Annotated in this window: 19 protein-coding genes; 12 read left to right on the forward strand and 7 right to left on the reverse strand. The window is 73.7% G+C overall.

The features are described 5' to 3' along the window. The 6 genes from NYF13_RS00785 (at position 1) to NYF13_RS00810 (ending at position 4,492) form a co-directional block, all read left to right on the forward strand. Positions 1 to 765 (forward strand): GNAT family N-acetyltransferase, encoded by a 765-nt coding sequence (locus tag NYF13_RS00785; RefSeq protein WP_315653537.1) that lies wholly within the window; start codon positions 1 to 3, stop codon positions 763 to 765. Continuing rightward, on the forward strand, positions 762 to 1,757 hold the full coding sequence (gene cofD / locus NYF13_RS00790) for a 2-phospho-L-lactate transferase (protein WP_315653538.1): 996 nt from the start codon (positions 762 to 764) through the stop codon (positions 1,755 to 1,757). The genes NYF13_RS00785 and cofD overlap by 4 nt, the downstream gene beginning before the upstream one ends. Next, the gene (locus NYF13_RS00795; protein WP_315653539.1) at positions 1,754 to 3,109 is read left to right on the forward strand and encodes a coenzyme F420-0:L-glutamate ligase; all 1,356 of its coding nucleotides are present in this window, start codon (positions 1,754 to 1,756) and stop codon (positions 3,107 to 3,109) included. Before cofD ends, NYF13_RS00795 begins: the two co-directional genes overlap by 4 nt. Beyond that, positions 3,106 to 3,672, forward strand: coding sequence for an NUDIX hydrolase (locus tag NYF13_RS00800; protein ID WP_315653540.1), 567 nt, complete (start codon positions 3,106 to 3,108; stop codon positions 3,670 to 3,672). Before NYF13_RS00795 ends, NYF13_RS00800 begins: the two co-directional genes overlap by 4 nt. A 62-nt stretch (positions 3,673 to 3,734) precedes the next feature. Continuing rightward, the gene (locus NYF13_RS00805) at positions 3,735 to 4,088 is read left to right on the forward strand and encodes a GntR family transcriptional regulator (RefSeq protein WP_315653541.1); all 354 of its coding nucleotides are present in this window, start codon (positions 3,735 to 3,737) and stop codon (positions 4,086 to 4,088) included. 68 nt (positions 4,089 to 4,156) lie between these two features. Continuing rightward, positions 4,157 to 4,492, forward strand: a complete 336-nt coding sequence (locus tag NYF13_RS00810; RefSeq protein WP_315653542.1) for a hypothetical protein — start codon at positions 4,157 to 4,159, stop codon at positions 4,490 to 4,492. A 26-nt stretch (positions 4,493 to 4,518) separates the two neighbouring features. Here the strand turns inward: NYF13_RS00810 and NYF13_RS00815 are convergent, their stop codons facing one another. Continuing rightward, on the reverse strand, positions 4,519 to 5,412 hold the full coding sequence (locus NYF13_RS00815; RefSeq protein WP_315653543.1) for a DNA-3-methyladenine glycosylase 2 family protein: 894 nt from the start codon (positions 5,410 to 5,412) through the stop codon (positions 4,519 to 4,521). Positions 5,413 to 5,414: 2 nt separating this feature from the next. Further along, positions 5,415 to 6,494, reverse strand: coding sequence for an NDP-sugar synthase (locus NYF13_RS00820; protein WP_315653544.1), 1,080 nt, complete (start codon positions 6,492 to 6,494; stop codon positions 5,415 to 5,417). A 141-nt stretch (positions 6,495 to 6,635) separates the two neighbouring features. Between NYF13_RS00820 and NYF13_RS00825 the strand changes: the two genes are divergently transcribed. Continuing rightward, complete coding sequence (locus NYF13_RS00825) at positions 6,636 to 7,082, forward strand: hypothetical protein (RefSeq protein WP_315653545.1); 447 nt, start codon at positions 6,636 to 6,638, stop codon at positions 7,080 to 7,082. 77 nt (positions 7,083 to 7,159) lie between these two features. Here NYF13_RS00825 and NYF13_RS00830 read toward each other — a convergent pair whose 3' ends face one another. Beyond that, entirely contained in the window at positions 7,160 to 8,023 is an 864-nt protein-coding gene (locus NYF13_RS00830) for a glycosyltransferase family 2 protein (RefSeq protein ID WP_315653546.1), read from the reverse strand. Between the two features lie 87 nt (positions 8,024 to 8,110). Here NYF13_RS00830 and NYF13_RS00835 point away from each other — a divergent pair, with 87 nt between their 5' ends. Continuing rightward, complete coding sequence (locus tag NYF13_RS00835; protein WP_315653547.1) at positions 8,111 to 8,644, forward strand: hypothetical protein; 534 nt, start codon at positions 8,111 to 8,113, stop codon at positions 8,642 to 8,644. Positions 8,645 to 8,769: 125 nt separating this feature from the next. On the opposite strand, the gene NYF13_RS00840 is transcribed toward NYF13_RS00835, so the two are convergent. Together NYF13_RS00840 and NYF13_RS00845 are read right to left on the reverse strand one after the other, a co-directional pair. Then, positions 8,770 to 9,900: a glycosyltransferase family 1 protein gene (locus tag NYF13_RS00840; RefSeq protein WP_315657119.1), complete on the reverse strand. Its 1,131-nt coding sequence runs from the start codon at positions 9,898 to 9,900 to the stop codon at positions 8,770 to 8,772. Between the two features lie 128 nt (positions 9,901 to 10,028). Next, positions 10,029 to 11,096, reverse strand: a complete 1,068-nt coding sequence (locus NYF13_RS00845; RefSeq protein WP_315653548.1) for a glycosyltransferase family 1 protein — start codon at positions 11,094 to 11,096, stop codon at positions 10,029 to 10,031. Between the two features lie 18 nt (positions 11,097 to 11,114). On the opposite strand from NYF13_RS00845, the gene NYF13_RS00850 reads away from it, so the two are divergent. Genes NYF13_RS00850 through NYF13_RS00860 form a run of 3 tightly spaced genes read left to right on the forward strand, consistent with a single transcriptional unit; the run spans position 11,115 to position 15,676 of the window. Beyond that, positions 11,115 to 12,047: a glycosyltransferase family 2 protein gene (locus NYF13_RS00850; RefSeq protein WP_315653549.1), complete on the forward strand. Its 933-nt coding sequence runs from the start codon at positions 11,115 to 11,117 to the stop codon at positions 12,045 to 12,047. A 37-nt stretch (positions 12,048 to 12,084) separates the two neighbouring features. Then, the gene (locus NYF13_RS00855; RefSeq protein ID WP_315653550.1) at positions 12,085 to 14,598 is read left to right on the forward strand and encodes a glycosyltransferase; all 2,514 of its coding nucleotides are present in this window, start codon (positions 12,085 to 12,087) and stop codon (positions 14,596 to 14,598) included. Beyond that, entirely contained in the window at positions 14,591 to 15,676 is a 1,086-nt protein-coding gene (locus tag NYF13_RS00860; protein WP_315653551.1) for a glycosyltransferase family 1 protein, read from the forward strand. The genes NYF13_RS00855 and NYF13_RS00860 overlap by 8 nt, the downstream gene beginning before the upstream one ends. Here NYF13_RS00860 and rfbD read toward each other — a convergent pair. Further along, on the reverse strand, positions 15,673 to 16,563 hold the full coding sequence (gene rfbD / locus NYF13_RS00865; RefSeq protein ID WP_315653552.1) for a dTDP-4-dehydrorhamnose reductase: 891 nt from the start codon (positions 16,561 to 16,563) through the stop codon (positions 15,673 to 15,675). The genes NYF13_RS00860 and rfbD overlap by 4 nt on opposite strands. Before the next feature lie 20 nt (positions 16,564 to 16,583). Next, positions 16,584 to 17,567 carry a dTDP-glucose 4,6-dehydratase gene (gene rfbB, locus NYF13_RS00870; protein WP_315653553.1) on the reverse strand — a complete coding sequence of 328 codons (984 nt, stop codon included), beginning with the start codon at positions 17,565 to 17,567 and terminating at the stop codon, positions 16,584 to 16,586. 135 nt (positions 17,568 to 17,702) lie between these two features. On the opposite strand from rfbB, the gene NYF13_RS00875 reads away from it, so the two are divergent. Then, positions 17,703 to 19,232: an LCP family protein gene (locus NYF13_RS00875; protein WP_315653554.1), complete on the forward strand. Its 1,530-nt coding sequence runs from the start codon at positions 17,703 to 17,705 to the stop codon at positions 19,230 to 19,232. Positions 19,233 to 19,402 lie beyond the last annotated feature (170 nt).

The following is a 19,402-nucleotide window of genomic DNA, read 5'->3' on the forward strand; positions in this document are numbered from 1 at the left end:
GTGAACGCCCCGGAAAAGCTTGAGATCGTTTGTGCGCGGGCCTGGCCGCCGGTCGTGGAACGGCCGCTCGGGCAGTGGCGGCTGCGGTGGGCCGACGGTTTCACCGGCCGTGCCAACAGCGCGCTGGCCGTCGGCGACCCCGGGACCGGGGTGCCGGCCGCGCTGAAAGCCGTGTGTGACTTCGCCCACGATCGGGCGATCCCACCGGTCGTCCAGGTGATCGAGGACAGCGAACAGGAGCGCGCGGTGGCCGGCGCGGGCTGGGTCGAATGGAGTGCGCACGCCGCGGGCCACCAGGTCTCGGTGCTCACCGGACCGCTGCCGGACGGTCCGCTGCGGGGTGGGTCGCGGGCGCGCGTCGCGGTGCTGGATCGGCCGACGCCGGGGTGGTGGGAGCTGACCGTGGACGGGCGGGAGCCGGGTGCGGCCGCGCGGCACGTGCTGACCACCGGGGACGTGGGGTACGGGGTGGCGGTGGAGGGCGGAGTGACCGCCGGGGCGGTGCGCGGCGCCGTGGTGGACGGCTGGCTGCACGTGTCGAGGCTGGCGGTGCGGCCGGGCTTCCGCCGTCGCGGGCTGGCGTCGGCGCTGATGCACGGGCTGGCCGGGTGGGGCCGGGGCCGTGGGGCCGGGCAGTGGGTGCTGCAGGTGGCGGTGGACAACGCCGGGGCGGTCGCGCTGTATTCCGCGCTGGGCTGTACGGAGCACCACAGGTACCGGTATTGGGGTCCGGGCCCCGGGGCGTGCGAGGATCCGCAGTCGTGAAGATCGTCGTATTGGTGGGCGGGGTGGGCGGCGCCCGCTTCCTGCTCGGGGTGAAGACCGCACTGGGGCTGCCGGCGATCGGCGCCGCCGAAGGGCCGTCGCCGCACGAGGTGACCGCGCTGGTGAACACGGGTGACGACGTGTGGATGCACGGGCTGCGCATCTGCCCGGACCTCGACACCTGCATGTACACCCTCGGCGGCGGCATCGACACCGAGCGCGGCTGGGGCCACTCGGGCGAGACCTGGGTGGTCAAGGAGGAGCTGGCCGCCTACGGCGCCGAGCCGAGCTGGTTCGGGCTGGGCGACAAGGACATCGCCACGCACCTGATCCGGTCGCGGATGCTGCGGGCGGGCTACCCGCTCTCGGCGGTCACCGAGGCGTTGTGCGACCGGTGGCGGCCCGGGGTGCGGCTGCTGCCGATGTCGGACGACCGGGTGGAGACCCACGTCGTGATCGACGACCCGGACCAGCCGGACCGGCAGAAGGCCGTGCACTTCCAGGAGTGGTGGGTGCGCTACCAGGCCGGGCCGCCGGCGCACTCGATCGTCGCCGTCGGCACCGAGGAGGCCAAACCGGGCCCGGGGGTGCTGGAGGCGATCGGCGAGGCGGACCTGGTGCTGCTCGCCCCGTCGAACCCGGTGGTCTCGGTGGGCACCACGCTGGGCGTGCCGGGGGTGCGCGAGGCGCTGGTGAAGTCACCGGCCAAGGTCGTGGGCGTCTCCCCGATCATCGGCGGCCGGGCGCTGCGCGGCATGGCCGACGCGTGCCTGACCGCGATCGGCGTCGAGACCTCGGCCGAGGCGGTGGGCCGGCACTACGGTGGGCGCGAGAACGGCGGCGTGCTCGACGGCTGGCTGGTGGCCGAGGAAGACCACGGGGTGACCGTGCCGGGCGTGACCGTGCGCGCGGTGCCGCTGCTGATGTCCGATGTGGACGCGACCGCGGCGATGGCGCGCGCGGCCTTCGAGGTGGCGGGGGTTCGGAGTTGACCGGGTTCGAGTTCACCGACCACGCCTCGGCGGAGGTCGAGATCCGGCCCGTGCCGGGGCTGCCGGAGTTCCGGCCCGGCGACGACCTGACCGGCGCGATCGCCGCGGCGGCCCCGTGGCTGCGCTCGGGTGACGTCGTGGTGGTCACCTCGAAGGTCGTGTCGAAGATCGAGGGGCGGCTCGTGCGGGTGCCGAGCGACCCGGAGGCCCGGGACGCCGCGCGGCGTGAGCTGATCGAGCAGGAGTCGGTCCGGGTCGTCGCGCGGGTGGCGCGCACGCTGATCACCGAGAACCCGCTGGGCATCGTGCAGGCGGCGTCCGGCATCGACGCGTCGAACGTGCGGGGCGACGAGGTCGCGCTGCTGCCGGCCGAGCCGGACGCGTCCGCGCTGGCGCTGCGCAACGGGCTGCGCGAGCGGCTGGGCGTCGAGGTGGCGGTGGTCATCACGGACACGATGGGCCGGGCCTGGCGCGTGGGGCAGACGGACGCGGCGATCGGCTCGTCCGGGCTGCGAGTGCTGCACGCCTACGCCGGGCAGGTCGATTCGCAGGGCAACGAGCTGGCCGTCACCGAGATCGCCGTGGCCGACGAGCTGGCCGCGGCGGCGGACCTGGTGAAGGGCAAGCTCGGCCGCCTGCCGGTGGCCGTGGTGCGCGGGCTGACGCTCACCGACGACGGCTCCACCGCGCGGAACCTGATCCGGCCGGTCGAGGAGGACCTGTTCCGCCTGGGCACGAACGAGGCGCTGGCCCAGGGCCGGCGCGAGGCCGTGCCGCACCGGCGTTCGGTGCGCTCGTTCAGCGACCAGCCGGTGGATCCCGAGGTGCTGCGCGGCGCCGTCGCTTCGGCGCTGACCGCGCCCGCGCCGCACCACACGCACCCGGTGCGGTTCGTCTGGCTGCGCGACGCGGGGCTGCGCAAGAAGCTGCTGGACGCGATGCGTGAATCCTGGCGCGGCGACCTGAACGGCGACGAGTTCACCGAGGAGCAGGTCGCGAAGCGGCTTTCGCGCGGGAACATCCTGTACGACGCGCCCGAGGTGGTCATCCCGTTCCTGGTGCCCGAGGGCGCGCACACCTACCGCGACCAGCGTCGAAACGACTGCGAGCACACCATGTTCACGGTCGCCGCGGGGGCCGCGGTGCAGGGCCTGCTGGTCGCGCTGGCCGCCGAGGACCTGGGCTCGTGCTGGATCGGCTCGACGATCTTCGCGGCCGAACTGGTGCGGACCACGCTGGGACTGGACTCGCGGTGGGAGCCGTTGGGCGCCGTCGCGATCGGCCACCCGGCCGGTGGGCCCCCATCCGCCCGGGAGCCGCGCCCGGCCGGCGACGGGCTGGTCGAGCTGTGACCGGGCGGACCGGGGCGGTTCAGCCGGACGCGGTGCACACCGATGCCGTGACGGCGCTGACCGCCTGGGCGCCGTCGTCGCCCGCGCAGGAATCCCTGCGGCAGGCGTTCCTGGGTTTCCTGGCCTCGCGGGCGGACACCTGCCGCCGGTCCTGCGAAGCGGGTCACCTGACGGCGTCGGCGGTGGTCCTGGACTCGACCGGGACGCAGGTGCTGCTGACCCTGCACCCACGGGTCGGCCGGTGGCTCCAGCTGGGCGGGCACTGCGAGCCTTCGGACGCGTCGCTGGTCGGCGCCGCGCTGCGTGAGGCCACGGAGGAGTCCGGATTGACGGGCCTGCGCATCACCCCCGAGCCGGTGCACCTGGACGTCCACCCGGTCACCTGCTCCCTCGGCCGGCCGACCCGGCACTTCGACGTCCGGTACCTGGTCCACGCCCCCGCCGGGGCCGAACCCGTCCGCAGCGACGAGTCGGACGACCTGCGCTGGTGGCCGGTGGACGCCCTGCCACCCGGCTCGGAGGACCTGGGCGACCTGCTGAAGGCGGCCGCCCCGGCCGGGTAGCCGCTCTCCGGGCGGGGTCGTGATCCGGCTGCGCAAGGGTCGGCGCCGCTAGGGTGGGCCGGGTGACCGTCAGCTTCGACAGCGCTTCGCCGGTACCGCCGTACGAGCAGGTCCGCTCGTCGCTCGCCGCTCAGATCAACGACCGGACCCTGCCGGTCGGCACCAAGCTGCCCACGGTGCGCGGGCTGGCGGCCGACCTCGGCGTCGCGCCCAACACCGTCGCCCGGGCCTACCGCGAACTGGAGGAGGCGGGCCTGATCGAAACCCGGGGCCGCGCCGGCAGTTTCGTGGGCTCGACCGGGGACGAAACCCGGTCCCGGGCCCGCGAAGCAGCCCAGGCGTACGCCGAGGTGACCCGCGGTCTCGGCCTCTCCCCGGCCGAAGCCCTGGCCATCGCGAAGGCGGCGTTGGGCTGAGCCCCTAGGATGGGTCCCCGCGAATCGGACCGCCCGGGGACGTTCCGGCTCTGGATCGAGGAGGGGTCATGGGTCATCTCGTGGTCGTCGTCATCCCCGCGCTGGCGGTGATCGCCCTGGCGATCACCGTGGTGCTGCGGATCATCCGGGCGAACACCTCGACTCCGCCGCCGCCGCAGTACCCGCCACCGCACTACCCACCGCCGCAGTACCCGCCGCAGTACGGCCAGGCTCCCGGCGAGCAGCGGTTCCCACCGGCACCAGGGGGGCCGCCTCAGGCGGGACCACCCCCGTTCCCGCAATCCCCAGGGGGACAACAACATCAGCCGGACCACCGATCCCAGCCCGACCAGCGGCAGTTCCCGCCCTCCGGCCGAGGACCGCACTCCCCGCCGCCGCGCTGAGCCCGGCGCCCACCGGACGCGCGGCCTCACATGACCCGGTAGTCCCGCACCTCGATCCGCGGTCCGAACCGGGGTTTGCGGGCCCCCACGGCCTCCAGGTACCGGATGACCCGCTGCCGTTGCGGTGCGTAGGGCGCCAGCAGTTCCGCCATTTCCTCGTCGTCCAGCTTCCGGCCCAGCAGCGCGTGGCCGACCACCGTCGGGATGTTGTAGTCGCCGAAGCTGACCGCGTCCGGGTCGCCCCAGGCGCGCTGGGCGACCTCCGAGGCGGTCCAGACCCCGATTCCCGGCACCTTTCGCAGCTGGGCCCGGCCGGCCGTACCCTTCAGGGCCACCGCCTCCTCCAGGTGGGCGGCCACTCGCGCGGCGTTGACCAGTGCCGTCCGGCGCTTCTGGTCCACGCCGATGCGGTGCCAGTTCCAGTCCACGATGGACCGGACCGCGATCGGGCCCGGCGGCACGCGCAGCCGGTCCGGTCCCGGGCCGGGCGCGGGGGTGCCGAACCACCGGCACAGCTCCGACCACGAGCGCAGCGCCTCCTTGCTGGTCACCTTCTGCTCCAGCACGGCGAGCACCAGCGAATCCCACACCCGGCCCGTGGCGCCGAGCCGCAGTCCCGGGCAGCGGTGACGGGCTTCGGCGATCACGTCGTGGTGGGCGACGAAACCCGTGTCGTCATCGTCGGCGCCGAGCAGGGCGGGGACGCCGTCGAGCAGGAATTCCGCGCCCTCGCCCCAGGCCTCGGCTTCGACGTCACCGTTCGCGCGGAACAGCAGGGCCAGCGTGCCCGCTCCGGTGGGGGTGTTCGCCGCCAGCCACCAGACCCCGCGGTCGCGCTGGAAGTTCAGGGAACCGCGGCCACGGCTCAGCGGCCTGAGCACGGAGCCCGGGTCCAGGGGGAAAGGCGGCCGCCAGAGCATCGTTACGCGTCGCTCGAAAAGCGGATCCCGCCGTCCGGCAGGGTGATACCGGGCCAGACGCGGGCGCCGTCGAGCAGTTCGCAGCCCGCGCCGACCGTCGCGCCGTCCCCGACCACCACGTCGCGCAGCACGGCGCCTTCGCCGACCCGCGCACCGCGGCCCAGCACCGAACGCTCCACTGTGGCCCCTTCCGCGACCACGGCGTCGTCGAACAGCACCGAGCCGCTCACCGTCGCGTTCGGAGCCACCGAGGCCCCGGCGCCGATCGTCGAGCCGCCCGAGACGACGGCCGTGCCCGCGACCCGCGCGCCGTCCAGCACCAGCGACTCGCCGGTCGGCCCGGGCAGCGCGGAGGTCGGCGCGATGCCGCGCACCAGGTCGGCGCTGCCGCGCACGAACGCCTCGGGGGTGCCGACGTCGAGCCAGTACGAGGTGTCGACGAAACCGTGCAGGTGGGCGCCGTCCGCGAGCAGCCCGGGAAAGGTCTCGCGCTCGACCGAGACGCGCCGCCCGGCCGGAATGGTCTCGACCACCGAGCGGCGGAACACGTAGCAGCCGGCGTTGATCTGGTCGGTCGGCGGGTTCGGCGACTTCTCCAGGAAGGCCAGCACGCGGCCGTCGGCGTCGGTGGGCACCGAGCCGAACCGGCTGGGGTCGGGCACGCGCTGCAGGTGCAGGGTGACGTCGGCGCCGGAGTCCACATGGGTCTGCACCTGCCGCCGCAGGTCGGCGCCGGAGAGGATGTCGCCGTTGAAGATGATCGCGTGCTCGCCGCGGAGCCGGTCGTGGACGTTGCGGATCGCGCCCCCGGTGTCCAGCGGCTCGTCCTCGACGACGTACTCCAGCTCCAGGCCGTGGGCGGAGCCGTCGCCGAAGTACTCCTCGAACACCTCGGCGCGGTAGGAGGTGCCCAGGACCACGTGCCGGATCCCGGCGGCGCGGATCCGGGAGAACAGGTGGCTCAGGTAGGGGGTCCCGGCCGTCGGCAGCATCGGCTTCGGCGCGGACAGGGTGAGCGGCCGCAGGCGGGTGCCCTTGCCCCCGACCAGCACTACGGCGTCGACCTCGAGCTCGGACGTCACAGAAAACTCCTCTTTTATCACGCGCCGCTCAGCGACAAGCCGTGGGAAACCCTGACGGCGTGGGCTCCGAGGGCCTACCCTAGACAGGAAACAGGTGGGCCTTTCCCCAGAGGGCCCCGGGTCAGTCGGGAGGCCGAGGGGATGGACCCCCGCGATCGCGCGGACGCCTTGCTCGCACGCGCTCGTTCCCGCGGCGCCTTCGTGGTGACGCCGGACAACATGACGTCACCGATGGACGCCTCCAACACCCAGCAGATCGCCAGAGCCGTGGTCGCCGGGCTGGACCAGCAGGACCCGGACACGACGACGCAGTTGCCGGCCTCGCTGATCGAGGAGAACGACCACCCGCTGGCGGGCTACAACCCGACCACCCCGCTGGAGTTGCCGGGCGGTCCGGCCGAGCCGGTCACCACTCCGCAGCCGGTGGCCGCGAACCAGGTCACCACGCCGCTGAAGCCGCGGCCCCAGGCCAAGCCGGTCCCGAGCCCGCTGCGCGAGCCGGCCGAGGAGGAGCTGGGCGGTCTGGTGCCCACGGTCAAGCAGAACAACGGCCCGTCGAACCTGTCCCGCCGTCTCGACGGGCTGTGAGCAGCGGCAACCCCAGGTCGGTCGAGGTCGGGCGGCCCCGGTGAGCACCGGGGCCGCCCGACTTAGCCGGAGGCGGGTCAGCCCTTGCGGGTCGCCAGCTTCACGCGCAGGCTCAGCCCCAGCTTGACCGCGGCCAGCACCGGCTTCCAGCGCAGTCCCTGGTGCCGGTCGGCGAGGTAGCGGTAGGCGCTGGCGTGGTGCGCGCGAAGCATCTTCGCCGAAGCGCGCGCCGTGGAATGGCCGCCGATGTGCATCACGCTGGACGAGGGCGCGTAGACGTTCAGCCAACCGGCCTTGGCCAGGCGGTCGCCGAGGTCGACGTCCTCGAAGTACATGAAGTAGCGCGGGTCGAAGCCGCCGACGGAGTCGAACGCCTCGCGCCGGAAGAGCTGGCAGGAGCCGGACAGCCAGCCGGAGGTGCGCTCGACCGGGGTGCCGGTCTCCTGGCGGTACTGGCGGGTCCAGGGGTTGGCGGGCCAGAGCTTCGCGAACACGGCGTGCCCGATCCCGCGGCCGAACGAGGGCAGCAGCCGCGCCGACGGGTAGACGGTGCCGTCGAGGTCGTGGATGAGCGGCCCGAACGCGCCCCCGCGCGGCCACCGCCGCGCGGCCTCCAGCAGCGCGTCGAGGGAGCCGGGCTCCCACTCCAGGTCCGGGTTGACCACGACGATCCAGCCGTAGCTGTCGTCGAGCGCCGCGACGCCCCGGTTGGCGGCCGTGCCGTACCCGGCGTTCTCACCGATGCTGACCAGCTGCACGTTCTCGCGCTCCGCCGCCTGCTCCGGCGCCCCATCGGTGGACGCGTTGTCGGCGACGACGACCTTGACCTCGCGGTCGGTCGCCTTTTCGAGCGTGTCGAGGAACTTCTCGAGGGTCTCACCGGGGAAGTACGTCACGGTCACGACGGCGAGCCCGTCGCCGTAGCTGGGGTGCTCAGTCACCGCCCCATTGTCCACCGGTCACCGACGGCGACGTAGACGGATCAACCCGCCTACACAGGGTGATCGAAAGCACGCCAGAATGCTTTGGTGACTGTGCACGCCTTCGTCGACGAGTCGGCCCGCAATCGGCAGTTCTTGCTGTGCCTGACGCTGGTGGAACCTGCCCACCTGGCATCGACCCGACGCGTCCTCTCGAGCCTCCTGCTGCGCGGTGCGCGAGAGCTCCACTTCAAGAAGGAGAAAGAACCCCGTCGAAGACAGCTCATCGATCGCATGGGCAAGATGCCCGTCACCACGCGGGTCTACACGGCTTCGTGCCTGCCCAAGACCGAAGAGGCCGCTCGGCAGAGCTGCCTTGCCCAGGCGATCGAAGACCTGTTCGCGGTCAGCGCGCGGCGCCTGGTGCTCGACACCCGCAACGAGCGCGACGAACACGACCGCCGGACGCTCCAGCGCTCGTTCGGGTCGTCGCCGTCGAAGAGTGAGCTGACCTACGAACACCTCGACTCGACGCTGGAGCCGCTGCTCTGGATCTCGGACGCCGTCGCGTGGTGTTTCGGGGCCGGCGGCGACTGGGCCCGGCGCTCGGCCTGCCTCGTAGAGGAACACATCCGGCTGTAAGAGCGACTCCGCTGACAAGCGAAAAGCCTGTGAGACGACCGTCCGGACGCATCACAGGCTTTCATACTCGGCCCCACCGGGACCTCGCGCCAGGAGCTTAGCACGTTTTGTAACGAAGCCGCCCCTCACCGGCCCCGCAGGTGCCGCGTCCAAGCCCGGCCGTACGCCTCCCGGTGCCGCTCGGCGGAGGTGGCCCAGGAGAACTCCTTCGCCCGCCGTTGCGCCGCCGCCGCCAGTTCCGCGCGCCGGGAGGCGTCGCCGAGCAGTTCCGTGATCGCCGCGGCCACGTCGCCGGCCCCGACGCCGCAGTAGGCCACCGCGTCGCCGCCGACTTCGGGCAGGGAGAGGCGGCGGGTGGTCAGCACGGGGGCGCCGCAGGCCATCGCCTCCAGGACCGGGAGGCCGAAGCCCTCGCCCAGGCTCGGGTAGGCCACCAGCTCCGAACCGCCCAGGAAGCCCGCCAGGGTGGCGAACGGGAGGTAGCCCGCGCGGATCACGCGCAGGCGGTGGGGCACGCCGTCCAGGGCGCGCTCCACCTGCGTGTCCCAGCCCGGCTGCCCGGCGAGCACCAGGGCGGGCGCGTCGGGGCGGCCGGTGACGGCGCGGGCGTAGCCGCGGATCAGCGCCGGCACGTTCTTGCGCGGCTCCAGCGCCCCGAGGAACGCGATGTAGGGCGTCGGTCCGATGCCCATCGCCGAGCGGGCCGCCGCGATCTCGGCCGGGGAGGGCGGGTGGAAGCGCTCGGTGTCCACGCCGTGGTGGATGATCTCCAGCCCGGCGTGCCGCACCGGGCTCACCCGGGCCAGCTCGTCGGCCGTGGCCTGGCTCGGGACGACGCACGTGGTCGCGCGGCGCAGGGCGGTCGAGGTCCACGCGCGGAAGAAGCGGGCCTTCACCGACGAGTGCAGCACGGCGTCGGTGAAGAACGTCGCGTCGTGCAGCGTGACCACCGAGGCGGCTCCGCTGGCCAGCGGCATCGTGTAGTGCGGCGAGTGGACGACGTCCGCGGCGAGCTTGCGCACCAGCCTCGGCAGGGTCGCCTGCTCCCAGGTCAGGCGGGCCGTGCGGGTCGAGGTCGAAGGGGACGCGGGCACCACGCGCGCGTTCGGCGCGAGCCGGTCGTACAGCAGCAGGTCCCGCGGCTGGCAGACCACCGTGAGCGGGGTGCCGTCCTGGTCGAGGGCCGCGACGAGCGAGTCCACGTACCGGCCGACGCCACCCCGGTCCGCGGGCACCGCGGTCGCGTCGATCAGCACTCGGGGGTCACCGGTCACGTGAGCAGAGTACGGCGGTGACGACCGGCGCTGGTGAGGAACCGACGAACTACGCCCGGGCCCGGCGGTCACGGCTGGTCAGGGCCGACCGCAACGCCCACCGGACGCGGTCAGGACCGCCGCCGGTGCGCCGCCCACACGCCCTCGGCGGCGGCCCGCCAGGTGAACGCGCGGGCCCGCTCCCGGCCCAGCCGCGCCAGTTCCGCCGCCCGCGCCGGGGACGCCAGCACCGAGCGCAGACCGGCGGCCAGCGCCGGGGCGTCCCCGCGCGGGACCACCACGCCCGCGCCGCCCGCGACCTCGACCAGGGCCGGCACGTCGGTGTGCACCACCGGGACGCCCGCGGCCATCGCCTCCAGCAGCGGCAGCCCGAAGCCCTCGGCCAGGCTCGGCACGGCCAGTACGCGCGCCCCGCGCAGCGCCGTGACCAGCTCCGCGTCGGTCACCTTGCCCAGCACCCGCACGTCGGGCAGTCCGCGGTCGGCGGCCAGCCGCACCGGGTCGATCCCGCCCCAGCCGGGCTGGCCGGCGATCACCAGCGCCACGCCGTCGAGCTGGGCGACCGCGTCCACCAGCACGTCCACGCCCTTGCGCGGCTCGATCGTGCCGACCGCCAGCACGTACCGCTCCGGCAGGTCCAGCGGCGCCGGTCCGGGCGGCGTGGTCACCCCGTGCGCCACCACGCGCACCGGCACGGTCACCTCCACCAGGACCGCCAGCTCGTCCGCGACCGCCCGGGTCGGCACGATCAGCCCGGACGAGCGCCGCGCCGCGCGAGCGATCATCGACCGGTGCCAGCTGACGCCGCGCGCGGTGAGTGTCTCCGGGTGGGTCCAGGGCACGGTGTCGTGCACGGTCACGGTGAGGGTCCGCCCGGCGGGCGCGCGCGGCGGGGCGAACGGCGTGGGCGCGTGCACGGCGTCACCACCCGGCCACCACGGCGCGCCGAGCTGCCAGAGACCGATCAGCCCGCGGGGCGGCAGCTTCAGCACGCGCGGGCCTTCGATGCCCTCGACCCGGGCGGCGGTGACGTCGGCGTGGCGCGCGACCACGCTGGACACCGTCCACCCCGGCGGCGCGGTGCGCGCCAGCGCGGGGAGCAGTTCGGCGGTGTAGCGCCCCGTACCACCCGGGACGGGGGCGAGCAGCTGCTCGGCGAGCACTACCAGTTCGGGCACGCCGCTATTCTCACCCAGGTGACCAGCACCCAGGCCAGCACCACCGTCGTCGTGGTCACCTGGCGGGGGGCGGCCCACGTCACCGCCTGCCTCGACGCCCTCGCCGCCCAGAGCCGTCCACATCGGACGCTGGTGGTGGACAACGCCTCCGGCGACGGCACGGCCGCCCTGCTGGCCGCGCACCCGTCACGGCCGCGGGTCCTCCGGCTGCGCCGCAACACCGGTTACGCGGGGGCGATGGCGACGGCGCTGGAGCAGGTCGAGACCCCGCTGATGGCCTGGCTGAACGACGACGCCGCGCCCGACCCCGGCTGGCTCGCCGAGCTGGAGGACACCCTCGGCGAGCAGCCGCTGGCCGCGGCCGTCACCTCGCGGCTGGAGCTGGCCGACGGCACCACGCAGTCCACCGGCGTCCGCCTGACCGCCGACGGCCACGGCGCCGACCTCACCGAGCCCGCCGACGAGGTCTTCGGCTTCTGCGGTGGCGCCGCGCTGCTGCGCACCGACGCCGTGCGCGCCGTCGGGGGCGTCCCGGCCGGCTTCTTCTGCTACTACGAAGACACCGATACCGCTTGGCGGCTGCGGCTGGCGGGCTGGCACGTCGTCGCGGCCGGCCGGGCCCGCGTCCGGCACCGGCACGGCGCCAGCACCGAACCGGGCTCACGGCGGTTCCACCGCTGGAACGAGCGCAACCGGCTGCTCATGCTGCTGCGCTGTGCCCCGGCCGGGGTCGCGGTGCGGGAGCTGGCCCGGTTCGCCGCGCTCACGGCGGTGCTGCCGCTGCGCCGGACCGGCGGGCCGAGGCCGGCGAACTTCGACCCACGGCTGCGGGCTCGGGTGCTCGCCGAGGTCGCCGCGCGGCTCCCGGCGACGCTGCGGGCGCGGCGGCGCGTCACCCGGATCGCGGCACTCGGCCGAGGCGCGATCTGGGAGGCATGGGCTCGCCCTTAAGCTGGGCCGAGCCCGACACCACGGACAGGAGCTCGTCTTGACGCAGGGGGACCCACAGCCGCTCGTCTCGGTGATCGTGGTGAACTACCGCGGCGCCGAGGACACGATCACCTGCCTGCGGACGCTCGGTACCGGGCTGGACTACGAGAACGTCGAGCTGATCTGCGTCGACAACGCCTCGGGCGAGGACGACGTCGCCCGCATCCGGGCCGCGGTCCCGGCCGTGAAGCTGGTCGAGTCGCCGGTGAACACCGGGTTCGCCGGGGGGTGCAACCTCGGCGCGAAGCACGCCGAAGGCACCGTGCTCGGCTTCCTCAACAACGACGCCCGCCCGGCGCCGCGCTGGGTCTCCGCCGCCGTGGCCGAGTTGCGGGCGCAGCCGGCGGTGGCCGCGGTGGCCAGCAAGGTGCTCGACTGGGAGGGCACCGGCGCCGACTTCGTCGACGCGGGCCTGACCTGGTTCGGCATGGGCTACAAGCGGCACGCCGGGAGCCCGGTGGCCGAGGTCCCCGCGGCCGAGCACGAGCAGGCCAAGGACGTGCTGTTCGGCACCGGTTCGGCGATGTTCGTGCGCACCGCGGTGTTCGCCGAGCTGGGCGGGTTCGACGAGCGGTTCTTCATGTTCTACGAGGACGTCGACCTCGGCTGGCGGCTGAACCTGCGCGGCTGGCGGGTGCGCTACCTGCCGGAGTCGCTGGCCTTCCACCGCCACCACGGCACCATGTCGGCGGTCGACGCGCCGGAGACCGGGCGCGAGACCTTCCTGCTGGAGCGCAACGCGCTGGCCGCGCTGTACAAGAACCTCTCCGGCGAGTCGCTGGCCCGGGCGCTGCCCGCCGCGCTCGCGCTGGCCGTCCGCCGCGCGACCGCGCGCGGCGGGCTGGACCCGGACCAGCTGGACCTGGAAAAAGGGGTCGGCCCGGTCGAGACCGACGACGTCGCGGTGCCGCGGACCACGCTGGCCGGGGTGCTGGCCATCGACCGGTTCGTGGAGCTGATGCCTTCGCTGGCCGCATCGCGCGCCGTCGAGCAGGCCGCGCGGGTGCGCACCGACGCCGATCTGCTTCCCTTGCTGCGCAAGGCTTTGGAGCCCGCGTACCCGCTGCCGGACTACCTGCGCGCGCACGAGATCCTGGTCGAGGCGTTCGGCCTTGAGGCCGGGTTCGGGCACCGGCGCAAGATCCTCGTGCTGACCGGCGATTCGATCACCGAGCGGATGGCCGGGCCGGCGATCCGGGCCTGGAACATCGCCTCGACGCTGGCCGCCGAGCACGAGGTGCACCTGGTCACGACGAACCCGCTGGTCTCGCCGCCGCCCGCGGCCTTCCGGGTCAGCTCCGGCAAGCACCGCGACCTGGACGCGCCGATCGACTGGGCCGACGTGGTGATCCTGCAGGGCCACGTGCTGGAGCTGGCGCCTTCGCTGAAGAAGCGGCACGAGCACAAGATCGTGGTCGCCGACGTCTACGACCCGATGCACCTGGAGCTGCTGGAGCAGGGCAAGGGCGTGGCCGACGACCAGCGCTCGCTGGATCTCGCCGGGGTCACGAAGGTGCTGGACGCGCAGTTGCTGCGCGCGGACTTCTTCCTGTGCGCCTCGGAGCGGCAGCGGCACTTCTGGCTCGGCCACCTGGCCGCGCTGGGCCGGCTCTCCCCGCGGCTCTACGACGCGGACCCCACCACGCATTCGCTGCTCGCGGTGGTCCCGTTCGGGCTGTCGCCGCAGGCGCCGGTGCGGACCGGGCCGGGCCTGCGCGCCGCGCTCGGCCTCGGCGGGTCCGACCGCGTGGTGCTGTGGGCGGGCGGGGTGTACAGCTGGTTCGACCCGCTCACCCTGATCCGCGCGTTCGACCTGCTGCGCGAGCGCCGCGACGACGCCCGGCTGGTGTTCCTCGGCATGAAGCACCCGAACCCCGAGGTCACCGAGATGGACATCGGCGCGCGGACGGTGCGGCTGGCCGATTCGCTGGGCCTGACCGACAAGCACGTGTTCTTCAACGAGCAGTGGGTGCCCTACACCGACCGGCAGAACTGGCTGCTGGACGCGAACGCCGGCGTCACCACGCACTACGAGCACGTGGAGACCACCTTCGCCTTCCGCACGCGGGTGCTGGACTACCTGTGGGCGGGCCTGCCCATCGTCACCACCGACGGGGACTCGTTCGCCGACCTGGTGCGGGCCGAGCGGCTCGGGGTCGTGGTGCCGGCCGAGGACCCCGCCGCGCTGGCCGCGGCGCTGGAGAAATCGCTGTACGACGAGGAGTTCGCGGCCGGCTGCGTCTCGCGCATCGAGGGGGTCGCGCAGCGGTACGCGTGGCCGGAAGCGCTGAAACCGCTGGTGGAGTTCTGCCGCGATCCGCGCCCGGCCGCCGACCGGCTGCCCGGCTCCGCGGACCTGACCACCACACCGGCGGTGCGCGGGCGCGAGCTGGTGCGCCGGGACGTCGAGCTGGTGCGGGAGTACCTGACCGCGGGCGGGCCGTCGGAGCTGGCGCGGCGCGTCGGCGGGCGGGTGGTGAAGGTCGCACGCCAACGGCTGCGCCGTGGCTGAGCGCGCCCTGCGGGTGCTGCTCGACGGCACCCCCCTGCTCGGCTCCCGGACCGGCATCGGCCGCTACACCGCGGCGCTCAGCGAGGAGCTGGCGTCGATGTCCGATGTGGACCCGCGCGCGGTGGCCTTCACCTTGCGCGGCTGGCGGAAGCTGCGTCACGTGCTGCCCCACGGCGTGCAAGCGCGCGGGATGCCGGTGTCCGCGCGGCTGCTGCGCCAGTGCTGGCTGCGCTCGGAGCTGCCGCCGGTGGAGCTGTTCGCCGGCTCGGCCGACGTGGTCCACGGGACCAACTTCGTGCTGCCCGGCCGGGCCCGCGCCGCGGGCGTGCTGACCATCCACGACCTGGCGTTCCTGGACGCGCCGGGCGAGCTGGCGCCGTCCGACCGCGACCTGCCCGAGCTGGTGCGCCGCGGCGCCCGCCGCGCGAACGTGATCTGCACCCCGACCGCCGCCGTCGCCGACGCCGTGGCCGCCCGCCTGGACGTGGACCGGGCGAAGGTCGTGGTGACGCCGCTGGGCGTCAACCCGGCCTGGTTCACCGCCCGGCCCCCGGACGACGGCCGCCGCGCCAAGCTCCGCCTGCCGGACCGGTACCTGCTGTTCGCCGGGGCCGCCGGACCGCGCAAGGGCCTGGACTGGCTGGCCCGCGCCCACGCCTCGGCCCCCGATCTGCCCCCGCTGGTCTTCGCCGGCCCGGGCCCGTTCGAACGGCTGCCCCGCTCCGGCCAGACCGGTTACCTGTCCGATGTGGACCTGCGCACGGTCGTGGCCGGGGCGGCGGCGGTGGTCCTGCCCTCTCGCGACGAGGGTTTCGGGCTGCCGGTGCTGGAGGCCATGGCCTCGGACGTGCCGGTCGTGTGCACCGACATCCCCGCCCTGCGCGAGGTGGCGGGCGACTGCGCCACGCTGGTGCCCTACGACGACGTGGACGCCTTGGCCGAGGCCCTGCGCGCCGCGGTCAGCGACCCGCACGCGACCGCGACCTCCACCGCCCGCCGCGCGCACGCGGCCAACTTCACCTGGCGCAAGTGCGCGGATTCGACCGTGGCGGCCTACCGGAAGGCCGTCGAGCGTTAGGCCGAGGCCGCGAAGTACGCCTTCAAGGCGTCCTCCCAGTGGCGCAGCGGGGTCAACCCGGCCGCACGCCAAGCCGCGTCGGACAGCACCGAATAGGCCGGCCGGGGCGCCGGGAGCGGGTAGTCCGCCGTCGCGCACGGCCGGACCCGCCCCGGATCGGCCCCCAGCTCGGCGAAGATCGCCTGGGCGAACCCGCACCACGACACCTCCCCCGCCCCCGAGCAGTGCAGCACCGGAGACGCCGGTCCCCGGTCCTGCGCCAGTGACCCGGCCAGCTCGACCAATCCCGTGGCCAGATCGGCCGACCAGGTGGGCGAGCCGATCTGATCGTCCACAACGGACAGCGTGTCCCGCTCCCGCTCCAGGCGGGCCATGGTCTTGACGAAGTTCTTCCCGGAATGCCCGTACACCCAGCTCGTGCGCACCACCCACGCCCGCGCGCCGGAGCCCAGCACCGCGTCCTCGCCCGCCGCCTTCGTCCGGCCGTAGGCCGTGCGCGGACCCAGCGGGTCGGTGACTTCGTACGGGCGCGAGGAGTCGCCGGGGAACACGTAGTCCGTCGACACGTGCACCAGCGGCACGCGACGGGAGGCGCACGCCGCCGCCAGGACCCGGGGGCCGTCCGCGTTCACGGCGAACGCGCGGCTCTCGTCGGTCTCCGCGGCGTCCACCGCGGTGTAGGCCGCCGCGTTCAGCACCACCGGGAAGGCGCCCGAGGCCGCGGCCCGCGTGGCCAGCGCGCCCACCGCGGACAGCACGTCGCCCGCCGAAGTCAGGTTCAGCTCGGCCGAAGACGGCGCGAGCACCTCCACGTCCGGACCGGCCTTCGCCGCCAGGTCCCGGCCGAGCTGGCCGGAACCCCCGGGCACGAGCAGAGCGAGCCGCACCGCTCACCTCCCAACTGGATCTACAGCGCGGCGCGGGCCTTCAGCGGCTCCCACCACGCGCGGTTGTCCGCGTACCAGCGCACCGTACCGGCCAGACCGTCCTCGAAGGACACCCGCGGAGCGTAACCGAGCTCGCCGGCGATCTTGGTGATGTCCACCGAGTAGCGCCGGTCGTGGCCCTTGCGGTCGGCCACCGGCTCGACCATCTCCCAGCCCACGCCGGCCGCGTCGAGCAGCCGGCCGGTCAGCTCGCGGTTGGTCAGCTCGGTGCCGCCGCCGATGTTGTAGATCTCCCCGGCCCGGCCGCCGTCGGCGACGAGCTGGATGCCGTGGCAGTGGTCGTCCACGTGCAGCCAGTCACGGACGTTGAGCCCGTCGCCGTAGAGCGGCACCTTGCGGCCGTCGAGCAGGTTCGTGACGAACAGCGGGATCACCTTCTCCGGGAACTGGTACGGCCCGTAGTTGTTCGAGCACCGCGTGACGCAGACCGGCAGCCCGTGGGTGCGGAAGAACGCGCGCGCGATCAGGTCCGAGGACGCCTTCGACGCCGAGTACGGCGAATTCGGCTCCAGCAGGTGCTCTTCCGACCACGAACCGTCCGCGATGGACCCGTACACCTCGTCGGTGGACACGTGCACGAACTTGCCGACCCCGGCCTCCAGCGCCGCCTGCAGCAGGGTCTGGGTGCCGAGCACGTTGGTCAGCACGAAGTCGGCCGAGCCGAGGATGGAGCGGTCCACATGCGACTCCGCGGCGAAGTGCACCACCAGGTCCACCCCGCGCATCAGCTCGGCGACCAGGGCCGCGTCACCGATGTCGCCCTCGGCGAAGCGAAGCCGCCGGTCCGCGGCCACCGGGTCCAGGTTCGCCCGGTTGCCCGCGTAGGTGAGCTTGTCCAGCACAACCACCTCGGCGTCACCCAGCGTCGGGTAGGCCCCCGTCAGCACCTGCCGCACGTAGTGCGATCCGATGAAGCCGGCACCGCCGGTGACCAGTACCCGCATGTCTGCACCCTTCCTGCCCGTCTGTCCTGCCCGACCGGGCAAGGAAAGCACCAGCCTACGGATCCCGCCTTCGAGACTCGGTAGAGTCGTCCGGAGCCACGCTGGTGGCGGGGGGCTCATCCGGGGGAGGAACGCATGACCGAGTGGCCTGGGACTCCCCTGCCGTCACGCCGCGGCGGCGGGGTTCTCCTCGCGTTCCGGCGCGGCGGGAAGATCGCCCTGTCCGTGCTGTCGATCGTCGTTCTGGCGCTGACCTGGTACGGCTGGCAGTTCATCGGCGACCCGCAGACCGGGTTCACCACCACCGAGATCTTCGGCCAGGCCGATCCGCACGCCAAGCCGCTCGACGGCGCGATCGACATCCTGCTGGTCGGCCAGGACAGCCGCACCGACAACGAGGGCAACCCGCTGCCGCGCGAGGTGCTGGACCTGCTGCACGCCGGGGTCTCCGACGGCGAGCGCCAGACCGACACGATGATCCTGGTGCACATCCCGCAGAACGGGGAGCACGCCGTCGCCCTCTCCTTCCCGCGCGACTCCTACGTCGACATCACCGGCGGCTTCGGCAAGCACAAGCTCAACAGCGCCTACGTCTACGCCTACAACGACAAGTTCAAGACGCTGCGGGCCCAGGGCGACACCGACCTCAAGGACGCCGACGAGAAGGCGAAGGTGGCCGGCCGCCAGAACCTGATCGCCACGCTGGAGAAGTTCATCGGCAAGCCCGGCATGATCGACCGGTACGCCGAGGTCAACCTGGCCAGCTTCTACGAGATCACCAACGCCATCGGCGGCATCGAGGTGTGCCTCAACAGCGCCGTGAAGGAGACCAAGTCCGGCGTCGACCTGCCGGCCGGGCACCAGAGCATCGAGGGGGTGCAGGCGCTGGCGTTCGTCCGGCAGCGCTACGACCTCAAGGGCGGCGACCTCGGCCGCATCGGCCGCCAGCAGGCGTTCCTCTCCGGGCTGGCCAACAAGGTCCTGTCCCCCGCGGTGCTGGCCAACCCGGTGAAGCTCGCCGAGCTGATCAGCGCGGTGAAGAAGTCCGTGGTGCTCTCGGCCGGCTGGGACCTCAACGAGTTCGCCGACCAGATGCGCGGGCTGACCGGCGGCAACGTCGAATTCCACACCATCCCCACCCAGGGCAACGCGAAGATCGGCGACGCCGACGTGCTGCGCGTCGACCCGGCCCAGGTGCAGGCCGAGGTCAAGCGGCTGACCTCCGACGGCGACACCCCGCCGGACCAGCCCGGCTCGCCCCTGCTGCCGGGCGCGGACGCGGTCACCGTCGAGCTGTTCGACGGCAGCGGCGCCGGGGTCGCCGCCCAGGCCCGCACCCTGCTGTCGGGCCGGGGGTTCAAGCTGGCGAACGACACCAAGCTGGCCACCCGCGCCGGCAGCGTGATCCGGTACAACCCGGCCGACGAGTCCGCGCTCGTGCTGCTGCGCCAGGGCCTCGGCACCGAGGTCGAGGCCGAGCCGGACTCCGATGTGGCCGCCGGGCACGTGCGGCTGCTGCTCGGCCGGGACCTGCGCAGCAAGCTGACCCCGGGCTCCCCGGCCGGTTCCACCCCCGCCACCTCGGCCGCCCCCAAGACCCCGGTCACCCCCGCCGCTCCCCCCGCGCCGCCGATCACGGGCGGCGGAGTGCCCTGCGTCGACTAGAGTCGGGCACTGAGCGTGGCGGCCGGGTCCGGCGGGCCGGCGCGCCCCTATGGTGGCGACCGGGGAGGTGCATGGGGTGCACGAGAACGAGGACCGGCCGGAGACCGCGGGCTCGGAAAGCACCGGCGAGGCCGGGCCGACGTCGGAATCCGCCGGTACGGAGGCCGAAC

The organism is Amycolatopsis sp. PS_44_ISF1 (assembly GCF_032335455.1).
In the GTDB taxonomy this organism is placed as follows: domain Bacteria; phylum Actinomycetota; class Actinomycetes; order Mycobacteriales; family Pseudonocardiaceae; genus Amycolatopsis.